Annotated in this window: 22 protein-coding genes; 11 read left to right on the top strand and 11 right to left on the bottom strand. The window is 73.7% G+C overall.

Features of this window, described 5'->3' with window-relative positions; genetic code table 11:
* The first annotated feature begins 96 nt into the window (after nt 1–96).
* Nucleotides 97–1,575, top strand: coding sequence for a DEAD/DEAH box helicase (locus ACGFI1_RS08945; protein ID WP_392784228.1), 1,479 nt, complete (start codon nt 97–99; stop codon nt 1,573–1,575).
* A gap of 60 nt (nt 1,576–1,635) precedes the next feature.
* On the opposite strand, the gene ACGFI1_RS08940 is transcribed toward ACGFI1_RS08945, so the two are convergent.
* Nucleotides 1,636–2,364: a glycerophosphodiester phosphodiesterase gene (locus ACGFI1_RS08940; RefSeq protein ID WP_138639774.1), complete on the bottom strand. Its 729-nt coding sequence runs from the start codon at nt 2,362–2,364 to the stop codon at nt 1,636–1,638.
* Nucleotides 2,365–2,433: 69 nt separating this feature from the next.
* Here ACGFI1_RS08940 and ACGFI1_RS08935 point away from each other — a divergent pair, with 69 nt between their 5' ends.
* On the top strand, nt 2,434–3,309 hold the full coding sequence (locus ACGFI1_RS08935) for an alpha/beta fold hydrolase (protein WP_387072474.1): 876 nt from the start codon (nt 2,434–2,436) through the stop codon (nt 3,307–3,309).
* A gap of 119 nt (nt 3,310–3,428) precedes the next feature.
* Nucleotides 3,429–3,926: a GNAT family N-acetyltransferase gene (locus ACGFI1_RS08930; RefSeq protein WP_392784225.1), complete on the top strand. Its 498-nt coding sequence runs from the start codon at nt 3,429–3,431 to the stop codon at nt 3,924–3,926.
* Nucleotides 3,927–3,945: 19 nt separating this feature from the next.
* Here the strand turns inward: ACGFI1_RS08930 and ACGFI1_RS08925 are convergent, their stop codons facing one another.
* Nucleotides 3,946–5,505 carry an FAD-binding oxidoreductase gene (locus ACGFI1_RS08925; protein WP_392784223.1) on the bottom strand — a complete coding sequence of 520 codons (1,560 nt, stop codon included), beginning with the start codon at nt 5,503–5,505 and terminating at the stop codon, nt 3,946–3,948.
* A 10-nt stretch (nt 5,506–5,515) separates the two neighbouring features.
* Complete coding sequence (locus ACGFI1_RS08920; RefSeq protein WP_392784221.1) at nt 5,516–6,262, bottom strand: SDR family NAD(P)-dependent oxidoreductase; 747 nt, start codon at nt 6,260–6,262, stop codon at nt 5,516–5,518.
* Nucleotides 6,263–6,314: 52 nt separating this feature from the next.
* On the opposite strand from ACGFI1_RS08920, the gene ACGFI1_RS08915 reads away from it, so the two are divergent.
* The 3 genes from ACGFI1_RS08915 to ACGFI1_RS08905 all read left to right on the top strand — a co-directional run bounded on the left by ACGFI1_RS08915 (nt 6,315) and on the right by ACGFI1_RS08905 (nt 7,976).
* Nucleotides 6,315–6,659 (top strand): ArsR/SmtB family transcription factor, encoded by a 345-nt coding sequence (locus ACGFI1_RS08915; RefSeq protein ID WP_387072462.1) that lies wholly within the window; start codon nt 6,315–6,317, stop codon nt 6,657–6,659.
* Nucleotides 6,660–6,784: 125 nt separating this feature from the next.
* Nucleotides 6,785–6,976 (top strand): DUF1059 domain-containing protein, encoded by a 192-nt coding sequence (locus ACGFI1_RS08910; RefSeq protein WP_138639770.1) that lies wholly within the window; start codon nt 6,785–6,787, stop codon nt 6,974–6,976.
* A 94-nt stretch (nt 6,977–7,070) separates the two neighbouring features.
* Entirely contained in the window at nt 7,071–7,976 is a 906-nt protein-coding gene (locus ACGFI1_RS08905; protein ID WP_138639769.1) for an oxygenase MpaB family protein, read from the top strand.
* Here ACGFI1_RS08905 and ACGFI1_RS08900 read toward each other — a convergent pair.
* From ACGFI1_RS08900 to ACGFI1_RS08885, 4 genes are read right to left on the bottom strand one after another with little or no spacing between them, the layout of a single operon-like run.
* A complete protein-coding gene (locus tag ACGFI1_RS08900; protein ID WP_138639768.1) occupies nt 7,973–8,839 on the bottom strand; it encodes a RecB family exonuclease in 867 nt (288 codons plus the stop codon). The two genes, ACGFI1_RS08905 and ACGFI1_RS08900, sit on opposite strands and share 4 nt — an antisense overlap.
* Nucleotides 8,840–8,849: 10 nt before the next feature.
* Nucleotides 8,850–9,557, bottom strand: a complete 708-nt coding sequence (locus tag ACGFI1_RS08895) for an MBL fold metallo-hydrolase (RefSeq protein ID WP_138639767.1) — start codon at nt 9,555–9,557, stop codon at nt 8,850–8,852.
* Nucleotides 9,558–9,567: 10 nt separating this feature from the next.
* Complete coding sequence (locus ACGFI1_RS08890; protein ID WP_392784217.1) at nt 9,568–10,434, bottom strand: PHP domain-containing protein; 867 nt, start codon at nt 10,432–10,434, stop codon at nt 9,568–9,570.
* A 16-nt stretch (nt 10,435–10,450) separates the two neighbouring features.
* Nucleotides 10,451–11,098, bottom strand: coding sequence for a DUF6758 family protein (locus tag ACGFI1_RS08885; protein WP_392784215.1), 648 nt, complete (start codon nt 11,096–11,098; stop codon nt 10,451–10,453).
* Nucleotides 11,099–11,181: 83 nt separating this feature from the next.
* On the opposite strand from ACGFI1_RS08885, the gene ACGFI1_RS08880 reads away from it, so the two are divergent.
* Nucleotides 11,182–11,571, top strand: coding sequence for an NUDIX hydrolase (locus ACGFI1_RS08880; protein WP_301177404.1), 390 nt, complete (start codon nt 11,182–11,184; stop codon nt 11,569–11,571).
* 18 nt (nt 11,572–11,589) lie between these two features.
* Here the strand turns inward: ACGFI1_RS08880 and ACGFI1_RS08875 are convergent, their stop codons facing one another.
* Together ACGFI1_RS08875 and ACGFI1_RS08870 are read right to left on the bottom strand one after the other, a co-directional pair.
* Nucleotides 11,590–12,741 carry a CPBP family intramembrane glutamic endopeptidase gene (locus tag ACGFI1_RS08875; protein WP_392784213.1) on the bottom strand — a complete coding sequence of 384 codons (1,152 nt, stop codon included), beginning with the start codon at nt 12,739–12,741 and terminating at the stop codon, nt 11,590–11,592.
* 294 nt (nt 12,742–13,035) lie between these two features.
* Nucleotides 13,036–13,974: an HpcH/HpaI aldolase/citrate lyase family protein gene (locus ACGFI1_RS08870; protein ID WP_171069371.1), complete on the bottom strand. Its 939-nt coding sequence runs from the start codon at nt 13,972–13,974 to the stop codon at nt 13,036–13,038.
* A 39-nt stretch (nt 13,975–14,013) separates the two neighbouring features.
* Between ACGFI1_RS08870 and ACGFI1_RS08865 the strand changes: the two genes are divergently transcribed.
* Nucleotides 14,014–14,514, top strand: a complete 501-nt coding sequence (locus tag ACGFI1_RS08865; RefSeq protein ID WP_301177406.1) for a hypothetical protein — start codon at nt 14,014–14,016, stop codon at nt 14,512–14,514.
* 37 nt (nt 14,515–14,551) lie between these two features.
* On the opposite strand, the gene ACGFI1_RS08860 is transcribed toward ACGFI1_RS08865, so the two are convergent.
* Nucleotides 14,552–15,442 carry an RNA polymerase sigma-70 factor gene (locus tag ACGFI1_RS08860; RefSeq protein ID WP_392784211.1) on the bottom strand — a complete coding sequence of 297 codons (891 nt, stop codon included), beginning with the start codon at nt 15,440–15,442 and terminating at the stop codon, nt 14,552–14,554.
* 123 nt (nt 15,443–15,565) lie between these two features.
* Between ACGFI1_RS08860 and ACGFI1_RS08855 the strand changes: the two genes are divergently transcribed.
* Complete coding sequence (locus ACGFI1_RS08855) at nt 15,566–16,864, top strand: magnesium transporter MgtE N-terminal domain-containing protein (protein ID WP_138640654.1); 1,299 nt, start codon at nt 15,566–15,568, stop codon at nt 16,862–16,864.
* Between the two features lie 14 nt (nt 16,865–16,878).
* Nucleotides 16,879–17,358 (top strand): DUF1003 domain-containing protein, encoded by a 480-nt coding sequence (locus tag ACGFI1_RS08850; protein ID WP_240808435.1) that lies wholly within the window; start codon nt 16,879–16,881, stop codon nt 17,356–17,358.
* On the opposite strand, the gene ACGFI1_RS08845 is transcribed toward ACGFI1_RS08850, so the two are convergent.
* Nucleotides 17,324–17,818 carry a MarR family winged helix-turn-helix transcriptional regulator gene (locus tag ACGFI1_RS08845; RefSeq protein ID WP_240808436.1) on the bottom strand — a complete coding sequence of 165 codons (495 nt, stop codon included), beginning with the start codon at nt 17,816–17,818 and terminating at the stop codon, nt 17,324–17,326. The two genes, ACGFI1_RS08850 and ACGFI1_RS08845, sit on opposite strands and share 35 nt — an antisense overlap.
* Nucleotides 17,819–17,928: 110 nt before the next feature.
* Here ACGFI1_RS08845 and ACGFI1_RS08840 point away from each other — a divergent pair, with 110 nt between their 5' ends.
* Nucleotides 17,929–19,068 (top strand): Mrp/NBP35 family ATP-binding protein, encoded by a 1,140-nt coding sequence (locus tag ACGFI1_RS08840; protein WP_138640656.1) that lies wholly within the window; start codon nt 17,929–17,931, stop codon nt 19,066–19,068.
* Nucleotides 19,069–19,266 lie beyond the last annotated feature (198 nt).

The following is a 19,266-nucleotide window of genomic DNA, read 5'->3' as shown; positions in this document are numbered from 1 at the left end:
GGAGACCCCGCACATTGGAGGCTGAAAGCCCTGACTACCTTTCGTGAACTCGGGGTCGTCCCCGAGATAGCAGACGCCCTTGAAGCAGAGGGCATCGTGGAAGCGTTCCCCATCCAGGAACTCGCCCTGCCGATCGCGCTGGGCGGGCACGACATCATCGGCCAGGCCCGCACGGGCACCGGCAAGACCCTCGCGTTCGGCGCGGCGCTGCTGCAGCGCATCGAGCACGGCGGCAAAGAGCCGCGCGCGCTCGTCGTCGCCCCGACCCGCGAGCTGGCCCTCCAGGTCACCGACGACCTCCTGGTCGCCGGCGGCAAGCTCGGCACACGCGTCCTGTCGGTCTACGGCGGGCGCGCGTACGAGCCGCAGATCAACGCGCTCCGCGAGGGCGTCGACGTGGTCGTCGGCACCCCGGGCCGGCTCCTCGACCTGGTCAAGCAGAAGCACCTCGACCTGTCCAAGGTCGGCGTGCTGGTGCTGGACGAGGCCGACCGCATGCTCGACCTCGGGTTCCTGCCCGACATCGAGCGGATCATCAAGCGGATCCCGGCGCAGCGCCAGACGATGATGTTCTCGGCGACCATGCCGGGCGAGATCGTCGCGCTGTCGCGGCAGTACCTGACCCGGCCCACCAACGTGCGGGCCGAGTCGCACACCGAGTCCGGCGCGACGCCGCAGGTCGTCCAGCACGTCTTCCAGGCCCACCAGATGGACAAGCCGGAGATGCTGGCGCGGCTGCTGCAGGCCGAGGGCCGCGGGCTGACGATGATCTTCTGCCAGACCAAGCGGGCCTGCGACCGGGTGGCCGCCGACCTCGCGCAGCGCGGCTTCGACGCCGCCGCCGTGCACGGCGACCTCGGGCAGAGCCAGCGCGAGCGGGCGCTGCGCGCGTTCCGCAACGGCAAGATCGGCGTGCTGGTGGCCACCGACGTGGCGGCCCGCGGGCTCGACGTCGACGATGTCACCCACGTCGTCAACTACGAGTGCCCCGACAGCGCCGACACCTACGTGCACCGCATCGGCCGGACCGGCCGCGCGGGCAAGGAGGGCGTCGCGGTCACGCTGATCGACTGGTCCGACCTCACCCGGTGGAAGCTGATCAACGGTCAGCTCGACCTGCCGTTCGCCGAGCCGCAGGAGACCTACTCGACGTCCCCGCACTTCTTCGAGACGCTCGGCATCCCCGCCGGCACCAAGGGGACGCTGCCGAAGGAGCAGCGGCACGGGCGCGCCGGGCTGGACGCCGAGGAGCTGGAGGACATCGGCGAGACCGGCAAGGTCCGCAGCCACACCCGCGGCGACCGGGACCGCGACCGCGACCGGGAGCGGGAGCGGGAGCGGCCGCGCCGCCGCAAGCGCAACCGGACCCGCACCCGCGCCGGCCAGCCCGTCGAGGCCACCGCGACGGCGACCGCGACGGTCACCGCGGCGGAGGCCGACACCGCCGCCGGCTCCGCGGGGGACGGCACCGTCGTCGACGCGGTCGCGACCGAGCGCAAGCGCAGCCGCACCCGCCGCCGCACCCGCGCCGGCCAGCCGGCGGCCTCGCAGGCCGAGGCGTCGCAGACGGCCTGATCACCTGGGACGACCGCGAGACCCCCGCCCGGTCTCGCGGTTGTGCTGTGTCCGGGGCCGCTAGCCGCGGGCGCGCCCGCCGGGGCCGCTCCGGCCGCCGCGACCGTCGCGGCCGTCGCGGAGCTTCAGCGCGGTGCCGGGATGATCGGTGATCAGGACGGCCACGCGCGGGTCGCCGAGGAAGCGCCGCATCACCGGTTCGGCGTTGACCGTCCAGATCATGGCGGGGATGCCGGCGCGGCCGCACTGCCGCAGCACGCCGACGCGGGCCAGCCGGTGGTTCAGCGCGACCATGTCGGCGCCCGCCCGGCGGATCAGCCGCAGCGGCGCGAAGTCGTGCGCGGCGCCGCGCTCCCACAGGTTGCGCCCCACCGACAGGGCCGTCCGCACGCCGGGGAAGCTCTTCTTGATCTCCAGCAGCGAGGTGATCTCGCGGGTGGTGACGACGAACCCGTCCCGCCCGAACGCCTCCACCGCGAGCGCGACGGTCTCGTGCTCGCAGCCGCGCTCCTTGAGGTCGAGATGGCCCTGGGCGCTGCCCGCGATGATCTCCATGGCCTCGCCGACCAGCGGCACGGGCCGGGACGCGAGGTCCTGGATGCGGGCGTAGCTCAGCCGGTTCAGCCGCAGCCCGCCGATCTCGGGATCGTGGTGGACGACGAGGCGCCCGTCGCCGGTCCGCCTGATGTCGATCTCCACGTACTCGGCGCCGGACGCGGCCGCCGCGGCGAGCCCCGTCAGCCCCGCCTCGTCACGGCGGTGCGCGGAGATGGCCGGCTTCGAAGGCACGCTGGTGACGGTACCACCGAAACTTTTTCACCGATGTCCGTCGAGACCCATTGACTAGGCTGGTGCCCTGTGAGTACGCCCCGGTTCCTGAACCTGCCCCCCGGCGTGAGCCGGACGACCGTCGAGACCTCCCGCGGCGCGTTCGCCGCGCTGGAGGCCCTCCCCGGCTCGGGCGTGCCCGAACGCTGGCCCGCGCTGCTCGTCCCCGGGCTGACGGGCAGCAAGGAGGACTTCCTCGGCGTCCTGCAGACCCTCGCCGCGTCCGGCCGCCGCGTCCTCGCGATCGACATGCGCGGCCAGTACGAGTCGATCGGCCCGGACGACGACGCCGCCTACACCCGCGCCGCCCTCGGCGCGGACATCGCGTCCCTGCTGGACGTGCTGGGCCCCGACCCCGTCCACCTCGTGGGGCACTCGTTCGGCGGCCTCGTCTGCCGGGAGACCGTCCTGTCCGGGGCGCTGCCGGCGTCGCTGACGCTGATGAGCTCGGGCCCGGCCGCCGCGACCGGCCAGGCCGCCGCCAAGGCCCGCGCCCTCCGCGACGCCCTCCCCGAACTCGGCCTCGCGCAGATCTGGGAGCTCGCCCTCGAACCGAACTACCTGGGGCGCGGCGTCCAGGACGAGATCCTGGCGTTCCTGAAGGCCCGCACCGTCGGCAACTCCGCGAGGGGCCTCGCCCGCATGGCCGACGAGCTGCTCACCGCCCCCGACCGCGTCGAGGAGCTCACCAAGCACTGCGCCGACTCCGGGCTGCGCACCCTCGTCCTCTACGGCGAGGACGACGACGTCTGGGAGCCGCCCGTCCAGGCCGCGATGGCGGAGCACCTGAACGCCGCCAAGGTCGTCATCCCCGGCGCCGCCCACTCCCCCGCCTGGGACGCCCCGGAGACCACGGCCGCCGCCCTCCGCACCTTCTGGACGGAGACAGAGCAAACGCTCAAGTAGCGGCGGGCCCGCCTGCACCGAAGGTGTAGAATTCCCGGGTTCTCAGGAAAGCCTGCACGGACGGTTCCATACCGCCCGGCAGGCTTTTCGTCGTTTCTGGGCCGGAATCGAGGGGTCTCGTGGTCGAGTTGTCCGTCCGTCTCGCCGGTGAAGGCGACCGCGCGGTGGTGGAGCGGCTGTGGCTGATGTTCCAGCACGACATGTCGGAGTTCTGGGGCGGGCTGCCGTTCCCCGACGCGACCTTCCGGAGCGAGCGGCTCCAGGCCGCGTTCTCCGGCGCCGATTCGGCCGCTTACCTGTTCACCAAGGGTGACCGGCCGGTGGGATTCGCCGTGGTGCGGGGCCTCACGGAGCAGCGGCGCGTGCTGACCTCGTTCTTCGTCGTGCGGGGAGCGCGCCGGAGCGGGATCGGGCTGCGCGCGTTCCAGCAGGTCGTGGAGCGTCATCCCGGCCCGTGGGAGGTCGCCTTCCAGGACGGCAACACCACCGCCGTGCGGTTCTGGCGCCGCGCGGCCGAGGCGATCGCACCGGGCGCATGGACGGAAGAGCGCAGGCCGGTGCCGTCACGCCCCGACCTGCCGCCCGACGTATGGATAGCGTTCGCCGTGGACGCCTGAGCCGCCCGGAGCGCCGGTTTCAGGGCGGGTCGAGCAGGACGCCCGGGTTGAGGATCGCGGACGGGTCAAGCGCGCCCTTGGCGGCGCGGAGGGCCGCCGCGAACGGGTCCGGGCGCTGGCGGTCGTACCAGGGGCGGTGGTCGCGGCCGACGGCGTGGTGGTGGGTGATCGTGGCGCCGTGGGCGGACAGGGCGTCCGACACGGCCGCCTTGATCTCGTCCCACTGGGCGACGGTCGAGCCCCAGCGGCCGGACGCGTAAACGCCGAAGTAGGGCGCGGGGCCGTCCGGGTAGACGTGGGTGAAGCGGCACGTCACGACGCCCTCGGCGCCGGCCTCGTCCATCGCCTGCCGGGCCGCCGCCAGGACGGCCTCGCGCAGGGCGGGGAAGGCGCCCCAGGTGCACGCCGTCTCGAACGTCTCGACGATCATGCCGTGGGCCGCGAGGGCGTCGCGCTGGTAGGGCATGCGCAGGAACGCGGAGCGCCAGGTTTCGGACGCGTCGCGCTTCGCGCGGGGCTGCGGACGTCCGCCGTGGTCGCGGCAGAGTTCCAGGGCCCGCTCCAGGAGCGCGTCCACCGGGTGGTCGGCCGACTCGAAGCCCAGGACGAGGACCCCGCCCGGCGAGTCGGTGCCGGCGTTCAGCAGCGCCTCCATGGGGTCGAGGAGGCGGCAGTTCGCCGGGTTCAGCCCGGACTGCGCCAGGGCCCGCGTCGCGGCCACGGCGTCGTCGTAGCCGCTGAAGAGCACGGACGCTCCCGCGCGCCAGCGCGGTCGCTCCTGGAGGCGCATCCATGCCTCGGTGATGATGCCGAGGGTTCCCTCCGAACCGAGGAAAAGCCGGTCCGGGGACGGGCCCGCGCCAGAGCCGGGCAGGCGCAGCGACTCGCTCACCCCCGCCGGTGTCACCACCCGCAGGGACTCCACCATCTCGTCGATGTGGGTGAGGACGGTGGCGTAGTGGCCGCCCGAGCGGGTGGCCAGCCAGCCGCCGAGCGTGGAGAACTCGAACGACTGGGGGAAGTGCCGCAAGGTCAGGCCGTGCGGCCGCAGGCGGTCTTCAAGGGACGGCCCGTAGACGCCCGCCTGGATGCGGGCCGCCCTGGCGCTGGTGTCGATCTCCACGACATCAGCGAGCCGTCCCAGATCCAGGCTGATCGAGGGCCCAAGGCCACGGGGCTCGACGCCCCCGACGACGGAACTGCCCCCGCCGTAGGGGATGACGGCGATCCCGGCGCCCGCGCACCAGTCGAGGACGTCGACCACGTCGCGTTCGGCACCGGGTCTGACCACCAGATCAGGGACCTCGCCCAGGTCGCCCAGCAGGTTGCGGACCACGTCCCGGAACGCCTTGCCCCGAGCGTGGCCGAGCCGGTCGGCCGGGTCGTCCGAACACAGATCGGCCAGGGACGACGGCGCGGTGATCCGAGGGGGCCGCACCTCAAGGTCACCGACCGCCGGAGGCGCGTGGTCGGTCAGGTCGGCGCCGGGCAGCAGCGCCGCCACCCGGGCGATCAGCTCCGCGCGTTCCGCGCCCGTGACCGCGTCCTCCACATGTCCCCAGCCCCACCAAGATCGCATGCCCCCATCATCAGGTGAGGTTGAGGCCGCCGTCCACGGCCAGGGTCTGGCCCGTCAGCCAGGTGCTGGACGGGTCGGCCAGCCGGACGATCCAGGCGGCCACCTCGGCGGGGTCGCCGCGGCGGGCCAGCGGGATGCGGGCCGCCTCCGCCCGCTTGATCTCCTCGACGGCGGCGGACGGCAGGCCCGCGGCGGTCAGGGCCTCGCTCTCAGTCGGGCCGGGGGCCAGCGCGTTCACGCGGACCCCGGCGTCGGCCAGTTCTAGGGCCCAGCTGCGGGTGAGCTGCTCCAGCGCCGCCTTGGACGCGGCGTAGTGGGCGGCTCCGGGCAGTGGGCGGTGCCCGTAGGTGCTGGACACGTTGACGATCGCGCCCTTGGTGTCGCGCAGGTGCGGCAGGGCCGCGCGGGCGAGCAGGCTCGGGGCCGTGACGTTGAGGTCGAACAGGCCCGCGATGCCCTCGGCGGTCGTCTCCGCGAGCGGCATCATCCTGGTGGCGCCGGCGTTGTTGACCAGGACGTCCAGCCGGCCCCAGCGGGACACGGCCGCGTCGACCACGTCCCCGGCCGCGCCGGGGGCGCGCAGGTCGGCGGGGTGGACGGCGATCCCCGGATGCCCGTCGGCGGTCTCCTCCAGGGCGTCCCGGCGGCGTCCGACGCCGAGGACGCGGGCGCCGGCCCCGGCGAAGAGGCGGGCGGCGGCGCGGCCGATGCCCGAGCCGGCGCCGGTGACGATGACGGTCGTGCCGGTGAAGTCCATGGGAGCCCTTTGTTCGATGTTCGGCGAACATCGAACAACGTACCATGGCCGCATGAGGCACGCGCGGCATCCGGCCCTGGACGAGATCGACCTCGTCGGCGTCCTGGGCGCGCTCGGCGACCCGATCCGGGTGGGGCTGGTGCGCGTGCTCGCGGACGGCCGCGAGCGCGGCTGGGGCGAGTTGCGCGCGCCCGTCGCCAAGTCGACGCTCAGCCACCACCTGCGCGTCCTGCGCGACGCCGGGATCACCCGGACGCGCGAGGAGGGCACCCGCTGCTTCGTGACGCTCCGCCGCGACGACCTGGACACCCGCTTCCCGGGGCTGCTCGACGCCGTCCTAGACGCGGCCCACGGCGACGACGTCGGCGCCCACGTCGGCCTGCACGGTGCGACCTAGCCGCAAATCTTCACTCTGACCTGGGTGTGTGCCAGGCTGGAAGTGTCCGAGCATGGCGGTGCGGCGGGACCACGGCCCGCCGGCGCTCCGGGCTCTCCCGCGGCGCCGGCCGACGGGGAGGAACCATGCGCAAGGTCGCCGACTGCCGGGAGATGCCGAGCGAGTCCGGCTGCACGCTCACCATCAGCGGCGAGGAGGACGAGGTCGTCCGCGCCGCCACCGAGCACGCGGTCTCGGTGCACGGGCACACCGACACGCCCGAACTGCGGGACGAGATCCGCACCCACCTCAAGAACGAGGAGGTGAGCGTCCACTGACCCACCGCCGGGCCCGGCCCGCGCGGGGGGCGGTGTCGCGGGGCCCGGGAGGTAATGACACACTTACATGAGTTTGTCTCATGGAGGTGTGTGAATGCCCGCGACCGTCCAGCCACCCGAGAGCGTCACCTGGCGCGTCCACCTCGACCGGTCCATGTGGGTCGGCGGGGTGCGGAGCCTCATGCTCCAGGCGCTGCACCCCATGGCGATGTGGGGCGTCTGGCAGAACTCCACCTTCCGTGAGGACCCGTTCGGGCGGCTCCAGCGGACGTCAGACTTCGTGGGGCTCGGCACGTTCGGCAGCCCGGAGGAGGTCGAGAAGGCCGCGTACCGGGTGCGGGAGATCCACCGGAGCCTGCGCATCCTGAACCACGACACCGGCAAGAAGGAGCGGCTCGACCAGCCCGAGCTCCTGCTGTGGGTGCACTGCGCCGAGGTCTACTCCTACCTGGAGGTGGCGCGACGGGCCGGGCTGCCGCTGACCGGCGCCATGGCCGACCGGTACCTCGACGAGCAGCGCGCGTCGGCGACGCTGGTCGGGCTGCACGCCGAGGACGTTCCCGGCAGCGTCGCCGAGATGGAGGCGTTCTTCGCCGAGATGCGGCCGCGGTTGCGGGTCACCGAGGAGGCGGCGGAGACCGTCCGGTTCCTGATGTGGCCGACGATGCCGGAGAACCTGAAGTTCCTCGCGCCGGGCAAGCCCGGCTACTTCCCGTTCGGCGCGCTCTGCTACTACTCGCTGCCGGACTGGGCGCGCCGGATGTACGGGGCGCTGCCCGAGGTGCCGCAGCCCGCGGTGACCGCCGCGCTCAGATCGTTCCGGCTCGCGATGAACTCCGTGCCGGAGAAGGTGCACGACTACGCGTTCGCCAAGGACACCCGCGACATGCTCGAACGGGCCCGGCAGCGGCTCGCGGCCGAGGGCTACGACGTCAGCAAGGGCCTGTTCGGGCTCCGCGACCCGCGCCGGTGGCCAAACCGGGAACTCGCCTCGGCCTAGGCGACGTCGACCGGGAGCGCCGCCCACGGCTCCTTGCGCGGGGCGGCCTCCCGGCCCTCCGGGCAGTGCCGGGCGAAGTCGCACCACGAGCACAGGTTGCCCGGACGCGGCGGGAACAGCTCGTCGTAGGGCGCGTGGTCGCCCGGGCGGGGCTTCGGGACGCGGTTGCGGTACGCCTCGTCGGCCGCGGCGGCCTCGGCCGCGATCTGCTCCGCGCGGCGGATGTGCCGGGCCAGCGACTCGTCGGTGTGCTCCCACACCGCGACCTCGCCGGACGGCAGATGGTGCAGCTCGACGCGGCGGCACGGGCGGCGCAGGACGCGGGACGCCGCCACCGCGTAGATCGCCAGGGCGAGGGAGCCGCGCGCGTCGTCGGCGGTGAGCACGTGCCGGCCCGTCTTGTAGTCGACGACGACCAGCTCGGGGCCGCGCGCGTCGAGGCGGTCGATGCGGCCCGAGACGGCGATGCGGTCGGTGCGCGTGGCGACCGTGCGCTCCACCCCGACCGGCTCGTCCGACGGGTCGAGCCCCGCGACGTAGCGCTCGGTCATGTCGCGGGCCCGCTCGCGCCACTGCGCCGACTGCGCCTCGTCGCGGAAGCCGTCCGTCAGCCAGCCCCGGGCGAGCAGCGCCCCGGCGGCCTCGGGCGTGCGCTCCTCAACGGGCAGCCGCCACCAGCCGGCCAGCGCGTTGTGCACGCTCGCGCCGACGCTGTTGTGCGCCCACGGCGGGCCCTTCGGCGGCATCGGACGGTCCAGATAGGTCATCCGGTACCGGCGCGGGCAGTCCAGCCAGGTGTTCAACCGCGACGGCGTGCACGTGTACAGCCGCTGGGGCATCCCGTCGAAGCCCAGCTGCTCCATGCCCGGCCGCTCAGTCGTCGGACTCGTTGGCGAGCGAGCCCCAGGTCTCCCAGCGGGCGTCCTCGTCGCCGACGGTGGTCTCCTCGCCCTGCGCGGGCAGCACCTTCAGCTCCTTCGGCAGCGGGGTCAGCAGCGCGCCGATCGAGTTGAGCTGCTTGCGCAGGTCCTCGTAGGCGCCGCCGATCGAGCCGGGCCGGCCGCGGTGCAGGGTGTCGCCGGAGAACAGCACGCCGAGCTGCTCGCTGATCACGCAGACGCTGCCGGGCGTGTGGCCCGGGGTGTGCACGATCTCCAGCTGCGCCTCGCCGATCTCGAAGACGCCGCCGTCCTCCAGCCAGATGTCGGGTTCGAGGGAGCGGAGCGCCTTGGCGTCGTCCTCGTCCTCCTCCGCTTTGGCGAGGCGGCCGAAGTAATCGCGCCACAGCAGCCGGTCGGCGCGGTGCATCGCGATCGGGGCCCAGTCGTCCTCGTCCTCCTCCCCGGCGGCGGCGACCTCGAGCACCACGCTGAGGCGGTGCTCGTTGCCGTCGGTCAGGATGACGGCCATGACCTCGCGGTCGCCGACCTCCTTGAGGATGGCCTCGGCGTCGTTCGCCGGGTCGATCACGATGACCTCGTCGTCGTCGCCGACGATGTAGGTGTTGTTATCGACGTCGTACTCGGTGTCGTCCAGGGTGAGCTTCCCCGACGTCACCACCTGTTCGATGCGCGCGTCCACGCAACGCACCCTACCGCGCTTCGCCGCCCCGTTCCGGCACACGGAGATCACCGCCGGACGCGGCCGCGGCGAGCCGCTCGAACGCCTCCGGGGCGGTCGTCTCCGCGCCGAGCCGGTCGCCGGTCAGCGCGCCGTGGTCGTCGCCGGACCCGGTCGCGGCGAGGTCCAGCGCGGCGGCCAGCGCGCGCAGCCGGGCGCGGTCCTCCGGGACGTGGTCGGGGTGGTCGGTCTCGACGCCGGCGAGCCCGGCGGCGGCGAGCCGCTCGATCACCTCGTCGTCGAACACGTAGCCGCGGCGGCGGGCGCGCGGGTGCGCCAGCACGCACACTCCCCCGGCGGCGCGGACGAGCCCGACCGCCCGCTCCGGGTCCATCGCGTAGCGCTCGGCGTAGGCCCGGCCGCCCTGCGCGATCCACCGCGCCGTGAACGCCTCGTCGGTCGTCTTGATCGCGCCGGCCTCGACCATGGCGCGCGCGATGTGCGGGCGCCCGACCGCCTCGCCGCGCGCGAGCGCCCGGACCATGCCCCAGGTGACGTCCACGCCGAGGTCGCGGAGCCGGTCGACCATGGTCCGCGCCCTGACCACCCGGTCGTCGCGGATCCGGGCCAGCTCGGCGGCGAGCGCCGGGTGCTCCGGGTCGAACAGGTAGCCGAGCAGGTGCAGGCTGCGGCCGCCCTCCTGGCAGGACAGCTCGATGCCGGGGACGACCGTCAGGCCGTCCGGCGCGGCGGCGGCCGCCTCGTCCCATCCGGCGACGGTGTCGTGGTCGGTCAGCGCGACGACGTCCAGTCCCCGCGCCCGCGCCCGCCGGACGACCTCGGCGGGCGGCCGGGTGCCGTCGGAAACATCGCTGTGGCAGTGCAGGTCGATCCGCATCAGCGGCCCGCCCCTCTCACTCGTCGAGCCGGGGGCTGTAGGCGCCGTAGGGCAGGTCGATCTCCATGCCCGGTTCGCGCAGGTCGAGGAGGTTCTGGCTCTCCAGCATCAGCACGCCCGCGTCGGCGGGCCACAGCACCGCCCACAGCCAGTTCCCCATCGCCTCTCCGACGTAGACGGCCCGGTCGGGCCGGTCGCCGACCGCCCACATGGGGACCGACCGGCCGCACGTCGCGGCGGGGCCGCTGACGTCGAGCTTCACGTGCGGCGGACCCCCGTTGAACGCCTCGCCGGGGTCGGAGCCCTCCAGGCCCGCGTAGTGGGCGCCGAGCCCGATGCCGGGCTCCTCGGCGATCAGCACCATGTCGGCGGGGCCGCGCAGCAGCCCCGGCCCGGACACGGCGACGGCCGTCGCCCGCGCGCCCGAGCGGTCGTCGCCGACCGTGGCGAATCCCGTGACGAGCCAGGCCGGCGGAAGGGGCCAGGGCGTCCAGACCGGGACCCGCGCGTCGCGCAGCACGGCGGCCAGCCCGTCCGGGCCGGGGCGCCGGGACGGCTGCCGCGGCAGCACGGCGCCGTGCACGCCGCAGCTCCAGTCGCTCGACCAGAGGCCCGGCGCGCTCAGCGGACCCGCGCAGCGCGGGCACATGGGCTCCGCCCTCATGGATATCCACACTGCGCGGCCGCGTCCCGCCCCGTCAAGTCGGCGCAGGTCGCCACCGGGAAAAGGGGGGACAAAATGGAGCCATGAGAACACGGTGCGTGGGCGGGATCGTGCGCGACGGCGACGGGCGGCTGCTGCTGGTGCGGCGCGGGCGCCCGCCCGGCGCGGGCCTGTGGTCCGTTCCGGGCGGGCGGGTCGAGCCGGGCGAGGACGACCCGGCCGCGGTCGCGCGGGAGCTGAAGGAGGAGACCGGCCTGGACGTCGCCGTGGGCGCCCTCGCCGGGACGGTCGAGCGCCCCGGGCCGGAGGGCGTCGTCTTCGAGATCCACGACTACGCGGCCACCGTCACGGGCGGGACGCTCCGCGCGGGCGACGACGCCGACGACGTGGCCTGGGTGCGTCCGGACGACCTCGCCGATCTTCCGCTCACGCCGGGGCTGCTCGACGCGCTGGCCGAGTGGGGCGTCCTCTAGAAGAGGCTGGACGAACCGCTACGGCACCGGCAGCGGCTCGGGTTCCGCCGTGGTCGGGACCTCGTCGTCACCCGTGCGCTTCTGCATCCGCATGCGCCGCGCCAGCAGGACCACCACCGCCGCGTAGAGCGCCATGGGGATGACGTCCGCCAGGACGACCTGCCAGGGCACGCTGCCCTGCTCCATGTCGAGCTTCCCGACCGCCGCCGGGAGGAGGAACGCCATCAGGTTGTTGAACACGTGCAGGGCGATGCCGGACTCCAGGCCGCCCGTCCGCACCGTCATCCACGCCGCGATCGCGCCGAACAGGAAGATGTCGAGGACGCCCCAGCTCGTGTAGCCGTGCCCGGCCGTGAAGAGCGCCGACCCGAGCACGATGCCGGGCCAGGGGGTGCGGAACACCGCGCTGAACACCCGCCCGACCGGGCCCCTGGCGTTCTCCAGCGTGCACGCGCCGACGGCCTGGAGCAGCCAGCCGCGGAACACGTACTCCTCCGCCGCCGCCTGGAACGGCACCAGCAGGACGATCAGGACCGCCGGGAGCAGGAACTCGCTCCAGCCGACCCAGTGCTCGTCGCCGCCGGACGTGTCGCCCATCGCGATCGCCGCCACGATCGACGTCCCGTAGGACACGACGCAGAAGCCGATCGCCAGGCCGCAGCACACCAGCATCCAGCGCCACCGCAGCCGTCCCGCGACCGACGACAGCGTGCCGGGCCGCCGCCGCTGGACCAGCCACGCCGCCCCGAAGACCACGGGCAGGAACAGGGCGAGCGCCGCCAGGTTGAACACGACGTCGGCGGTGGTGTTGCCGAAGATCGAGTCGGTGTCGGCCGCGGCGGGGTCGGGGGCCTCCCCGGTGACCGCCATCTGGACGACCGCCCCGGCGACCATCAGCCCGAGCATGCCGACCATCCCCACCACGAGGATCGCGATGCTGCCCACCAGCGGGCGCCACCACCGGTGCGCCTCGTTCCGGGCGGCCTGGTGGTAGGGCCTGCCGGGCGGCAGGGCCACCGTCCACGACCGCTTGGCGGGCGGCATGCCGTACGCGGGCCCGTAGTACGCGCCGGGCCCGTACGCCCCGTACTGCGGGGCCGGGTACTGGCCGGTCCCGTACGCCTGGCCCCAGCCGTCGGGCTGCGCGGGCGCCCCGGGCCAGTAAGGCATGCCCGGCGCGTAGCCCGGCGCGGCCCCGGCCTCATACGGCTGCTGCCGTACCTGCTGCGGAGGCTGTGCCTGCTGCGGAGGCTGTGCCTGCTGCGGAGGCGACGCCTGATGCGCGGGCTGCACCTGCTGCGGAGGCGGCGCCGCGAGGGGCGGCTCCGGTGCGGCGGGCGCGACGGGTTCGGGGGCGGGAGTGGCTGGGTCCGGGGGCGCCCAGCCGTTGGTCTCCCCAGGTTCTGACAACGCTCGACCCCTCCCCGTTAACCTTCGCGTACGTGGGACGAATCGTACGGGGCCTCAGTTCCCCGCGGGGTCGAAGCGCTTCGTGCGGGCCAGCCCGGCGGCGCGTCCCTTGGCGGCGATGACGAGCGCCATCTTCCGGGACGCCTCGTCGATCATCTCGTCGCCGAGCCGGGCGGCACCCCGGCCCTCGCGCAGCGCGTGGTCGTAGGCGTCGAGGATCAGCTCGGCGTGGTCGTAGTCGTCCTGGGTCGGGGAGAACACCGCGTTCCCGGCGTCGATCTGGGACGGGTGCAGGACCCACTTGCCGTCGAAGCCGAGCGCGGCCGAGCGCCGCGCGACCCGCGTGAACGCGTCCACGTCGCGGACGTTGAAGTAGGGCCCGTCGATGGCCTGCAGGTCGTGGGCGCGCGCGGCGATCAGGATGCGCATCAGGATGTGGTGGTAGGCGTCGCCCTCGGTGTAGCCGGGCGGCTGCTCCCCCACCACGAGCGTCTTCATGTTGAGGGACGCCATGAGGTCGCCCGGCCCGAGGACGAGGGTCTCCAGCCGCGGCGAGGACGCGGCGATCGCGTCGATGTGCGTCAGGCCGCGGGCGTCCTCGATCTGCGCCTCGATGCCGATGCCGCCCACCGGCAGGCCCGTGGCCCGCTCGATCTGGGTGAGCAGCCGGTCGAGCCACTGGACGTGGGTCGCGTCCGACACCTTCGGCAGCATGATCGCGTCCAACTGGGCGCCGGCGCCCTCGACGACCTCGATCACGTCCCGGTAGGCCCACGGGGTGTCGAGGTCGTTGACGCGCACCACCCGGGTCTTGCCGGACCAGTCGCCGCCGGTGAGCGCGGCGACGACGGTCGAGCGGGCGCCCTCCTTCGCGGACGGCGCGACGGCGTCCTCCAGGTCGAGGAAGATCTCGTCGGCGGGCAGCCCCTGCGCCTTCTCGATGAAGCGGGGATTGCTGCCCGGGACGGCGAGGGTGGTACGGCGTGAACGCATGGCCCGGATGCTATCCAGCGGGTGTGAGACCCTTCCGGCATGGGTCTGAACAGGGCGCTGGTGGAGGAGGCGGCCAAGAAGTCCGGGCTGCTGTGGCTCGACCTGCCGGGCCTGCCGCAGCCGCGGGCCGCCTGGCACGTGTGGCACGACGGCTCCGCCTACGTGCTGACCGGCGGCGAGGGCGAGCAGCCGCTGCCGGGCCTGCCGGAGGCCGACCGGGTCACGGTGATCCTGCGCAGCAAGGACAAGGGCGGCCGGCTGCTCTCGTTCACCGCCGACGCGGAGGTCGTCGAGCCCGGCACCGAGCTGTGGGACGCCGTGACGCCGATCCTCGCCAAGGAGCGCCTGAACGCCCGCACCCACGAGGGCCAGGTGGAGACGTGGGCGGCCGAGTCGTGGATCGTCCGGCTGACCCCGGTGGAGGAGGTCGAGACGGCGGCGGAGGAGTACGCGGCCGTCCGGCCGGTGCCGACCCCGGCGACGACCGCCGGCACGCCGCCGCGCATGGTCGGCGGCAAGCGCCGGCGCGTCGACCGCTAGCGGACGCCCACCGCCGGTTCCCTCTCGAGCCGCCGATTCACATCTCGAGCCGGCGGCCCTCCGCGAGAGCGCGCAGCTTGTCCGGGTTGGCGACCAGGTGGATCGCCTGGATCCGGCCGTCGGCGTCGGCGTCGGCGGTGAACGCGCTGATCGGGCCGGCCGGGCCGGACACGACCACCGCGGGCTCGCCGTTGAGCTCGACCCGCTCGAACCGCATGTCCGCCGGCTCGACGCCCTGGTAGGTCTGCTGGGACACCGCGCTGAAGAAGCGGGCCACCTTCTCCGCACCGAAGATGACCCGGCGCGGGGCGCGGACCTTGCCGCCGCCGTCCGACCACAGCGCGACGTCCGGGGCCAGGACCTCCATGAACCGGTTGATGTCGCCGCCGAGCACCGCGTCGAAGAACCGCTCGGTCACGGCGCGCCGGTCGGCGCCGCCGGCCTCGAAGCGCGGCCGCCGGGCCTGCACGTGCTTGCGGGCGCGGGTCCCGAGCTGCCGCACGGACGCCTCCGACCGGTCCAGCGCCCGCGCGATCTCCGCGTACGGGTAGCCGAAGACCTCCTTGAGGACGAAGACGGCCCGTTCGAGGGGGCTCAGCGTCTCCAGGACGACCAGCATCGCCATCGACACCGACTCCGCCAGCTCGGCGTCCTCGGCGACGTCCGGGGACGTCAGCATCGGCTCCGGCAGCCACGGGCCGACATAGGTCTCGCGCCGGGCCTGCGCCGAGCGGAGCCGGTCCAGCGCCACGTTGGTGGTGATCCGGACGAGGTAGGCCTTCGGGTCGGCCACGCCGGAGCGGTCCGCGGCGGACCAGCGCAGCCAGGCGTCCTGCACGGCGTCCTCGGCGTCCGCCGCCGTGCCCAGCATCCGGTACGCCACCGCGAACAGCAGGCTGCGGTGCTCCTCGAAAGCGTCGCTCATCATCGTCAACTCTTTCACGCCAGCTAGGACGGGGCGAGCGCCCGAGATGTGACACTCCTCGCCGGAAGCATCCGGTGTGCGTCCCGGGTCCGGATCGACCGGGAGATCATGGGTAGTGTCCTGCCCATGAGTGCGGCTCCGACACGGGTGTTCATCGCCCGGCTCGCGGGCATCGCGGTGTTCGACCCGGCCGGGGACCAGGTCGGCCGGGTCCGCGATGTGGTGGTCGCGCTGCGGCTGGCGCCGCGGCCGCCGCGGGTGCTCGGGCTTGTCGTGGAGGTCGCGCCGCGGCGGACCGTGTTCCTGCCGATCACCCGGGTGACGGTGATCGAGGCGGACGCGATCATCTTCGACGGGCGGCTGAACATGCGCCGCTTCCAGAAGCGCGAGTCGGAGACGCTGGCCATCGCCGAGATGCTGGACCGCACCGTCCGGTTCTGCGACACCGGCGAGCCCGTCTCCGTGGTGGACGTGGCGATGGAGCCCACCCGCACCCGGGACTGGCTCATCGCGAAGGTCGCCGTCCGCCGCCGCACCGGCCGCGGCCTCCGCAAGCGCGGGGAGAGCCTGATCGTCGACTGGGACGCCGTCGAGGGGTTCTCCGCCGTCGAGCACGGGCAGGGCGCCGCCGGGCTGATCGCCGCGTTCGAGCGGATGAAGCCCGCCGACCTCGCCAACATCGTGCACGAGCTGTCGCCGAAGCGGCGCGCGGAGGTCGCGGTCGCGCTGGACGACGAGCGGCTCGCCGACGTCCTGGAGGAGCTGCCCGAGGACGACCAGGTCGAGATCCTCGGCAACCTCGGCGTGGACCGGGCCGCCGACGTGCTGGAGGCGATGGGGCCCGACGACGCGGCGGACCTGCTCGGCGAGCTGCCCGCCGAGCAGCGGGAGCGGCTGCTGACGCTGATGGAGCCGCAGGACGCGGCGCCGGTGCGGCGGCTGCTCACCTACCCCGACGAGTCGGCCGGCGGGCTGATGACCAGCGACCCGGTGATCGTCCCGCCGGACGCGACGGTCGCCGAGGCGCTCGCGCTGATCCGCCGCCCCGACCTGAACCCGGCGCTGGCCGCGCAGGTGTACGTGTGCCGGCCGCCGACCGCGACGCCGACCGGCCAGTACCTCGGCACCGTGCACTTCCAGAAGCTGCTGCGCGAGCCGCCGCCGACGCTGGTCAGCGGGATCGTGGACGCCGAGCTCGACCCGCTGCGCCCCACCATGTCGCTGGAGGCCGTCGCGATGTTCCTGGCCACCTACAACCTCGTCGCCGGCGCCGTCGTGGACGAGAACGGGCATCTGCTCGGCGCGGTGACGATCGACGACGTCCTCGACCACCTGCTGCCCGAGGACTGGCGCGAGACCGTGATGGACGCCGTCGCCGAGGGGTCCGCGGACCCCGAGGAAGAGGCTCTCCGGGGGACCACATGATGACGACACGGCCGATGACCGGGCGCCTGGACCAGCCGCGGGAGGTGCGCCGGACGCTGCTGCCGCGGATCCACTACGACCCCGAGTCGTTCGGGCGGCTGTCGGAGCGGATCGCGCGGTTCCTCGGCACGGCCCGGTTCATCGTCTACATGACCGTCTTCGTCACCGTGTGGATCGGGTGGAACCTGCTCGCGCCGTCCGCGCTGAAGTTCGACCCGTACCCGTTCATCTTCCTGACGCTGATGCTGTCGCTGCAGGCGTCCTACGCGGCGCCGCTGATCCTGCTCGCCCAGAACCGGCAGGACGACCGGGACCGCGTCCAGTACGAGTCGGACCGGGCCCGCGGCGACCGCAGCATCGCCGACACCGAGTACCTGACGCGGGAGATCGCGGGGCTGCGGGTGGCGCTGAACGAGGTCGTCACCCGCGACTTCCTGCGCTCGGAGCTCCAGCAGATCCTCAAGGAGATGGACGCCAAGGAGAACGTCCGCTAGCCGCTCGGGCGGGGACCTTCTCGTCGGCGAGCTTGCCGAGGATGTGCCCGAGGATGCGCAGGTCGGGCTCGTCCAGCCGGCTGAGCAGGTAGTCGCGGACGCCCTGCCGGTAGGTGGGGGTGGCGTCGGCGAGCCGGTCCCGCCCGGCGGCGGTGAGGACGGCGTACAGGCCGCGGGCGTCGTCGGCGCAGGACTGCCGCACCACCAGCCCGTCGCGCTGCATGCGGTCGACCAGCCGGGTCAGGCCGCTGCGCGACAGCAGCACGCGGTCGGCGAGGTCGTTCATCCGCAGCCGCCCGTCCGGCGCCTCGCCGAGGTGCAGCAGCACGTCGTAGGAGGCGAGGGCGAGGCCGTGGCGGGCCAGCAGGTCGGCCTGCAGGCGGCGGGAGATCCGCGCCTGCGCCCGCAGCATGGTCCGCCAGACGGCCGGCTCGTCGGCCGGGAGGGTACCGGTGGTCACCGCACCGATGTTACGGCCGGTGAGGCCCCCGCGCGATGGAGACGCACCCGGCGTGTGAGGACGGACACCCTGATTAACGGAACGGGGCCCGGGGTTCATACCATGGACGCATGGCCTCCCAGTTGACGACCGAGCGGGTGACCGAGGCTCTCGCCACGGTGAACGATCCTGAGATCCACAAGCCCATCACCGAGCTCGACATGGTCAAGAGCGTCGACATCGAGGCGGACGGCACCGTCCGCGTCGGCGTCTACCTGACCGTGGCCGGATGTCCGATGAAGGACACCATCACCAAACGCGTCACGGAGGCCGTCTCCCGTCTCGACGGGGTCACCTCGGTCCAGGTCGACCTGGACGTGATGAGCGAGGAGCAGCGCAAGGACCTGCAGACCAAGCTGCGCGGCGGGCAGCCCGCCAAGGAGATCCCCTTCGCCAAGCCGAACTCGCTGACCAAGGTGTACGCGGTCGCGAGCGGCAAGGGCGGCGTCGGCAAGTCGTCGGTGACGGTGAACCTCGCCGCCGCGCTGGCCGCGCAGGGCCGCAAGGTCGGCGTCGTGGACGCCGACATCTACGGCCACTCGGTGCCGCGGATGCTGGGCGTGGACACCCCGCCCACCAAGGTCGAAGACATGATCATGCCGCCGTCCGCGCACGACGTGAAGGTGATCTCGGTCGGCATGTTCACCGCCGGGAACCAGCCGGTCGTGTGGCGCGGGCCGATGCTGCACCGCGCGCTCCAGCAGTTCCTCGCGGACGTCTACTGGGGCGACCTCGACATCCTGCTGATGGACCTGCCGCCCGGCACCGGCGACATCGCGATCTCCGTCGCGCAGCTGCTGCCGTCCGCGGAGATCCTCGTCGTCACCACCCCGCAGCAGGCCGCCGCCGAGGTGGCCGAGCGGGCCGGCGCGATCGCCGCGCAGACGCACCAGCAGGTCGTCGGCGTGATCGAGAACATGTCCTACCTGGCGTGCCCGCACTGCGGCGAGCAGCAGCACATCTTCGGCGAGGGCGGCGGCCAGACCGTCGCGGACGCCCTGACCAAGACCCTCGGGACCCGCGTCCCGCTGCTCGGCCAGGTGCAGATCGACCCGCGCCTGCGCGAGGGCGGCGACAACGGCACCCCGCTCGTCCTGTCCGACCCGGACGCGGGCGCCGCCAAGGAGCTGCGCACCATCGCCGACAAGCTCGCCGGCCGCAGCCGCGGCCTCGCCGGCATGTCCCTGGGCATCAGCCCCAAGGGTAGGTAAAAGCACAAAGCCCAACCGACACCACACGGGCCGGGCGGCCGGAGGGCGCTCTAGCGCCCGGAGGCCGCCCGGCCCGCCGGGGGGGGGGGGGGGTTGGGGGGGGGCGCCCCCGCCCGGGGGGGACACACAACCCCCCCCAACCGGGGGGGGACGGGGGGGGCCCCCCCCGGCCACACCACCACCCCCCCCCGCCCGGGG

The organism is Actinomadura geliboluensis (assembly GCF_043197915.1).
GTDB lineage: Bacteria > Actinomycetota > Actinomycetes > Streptosporangiales > Streptosporangiaceae > Spirillospora > Spirillospora geliboluensis.
This window is presented reverse-complemented; position numbering and strand designations above follow the sequence as displayed.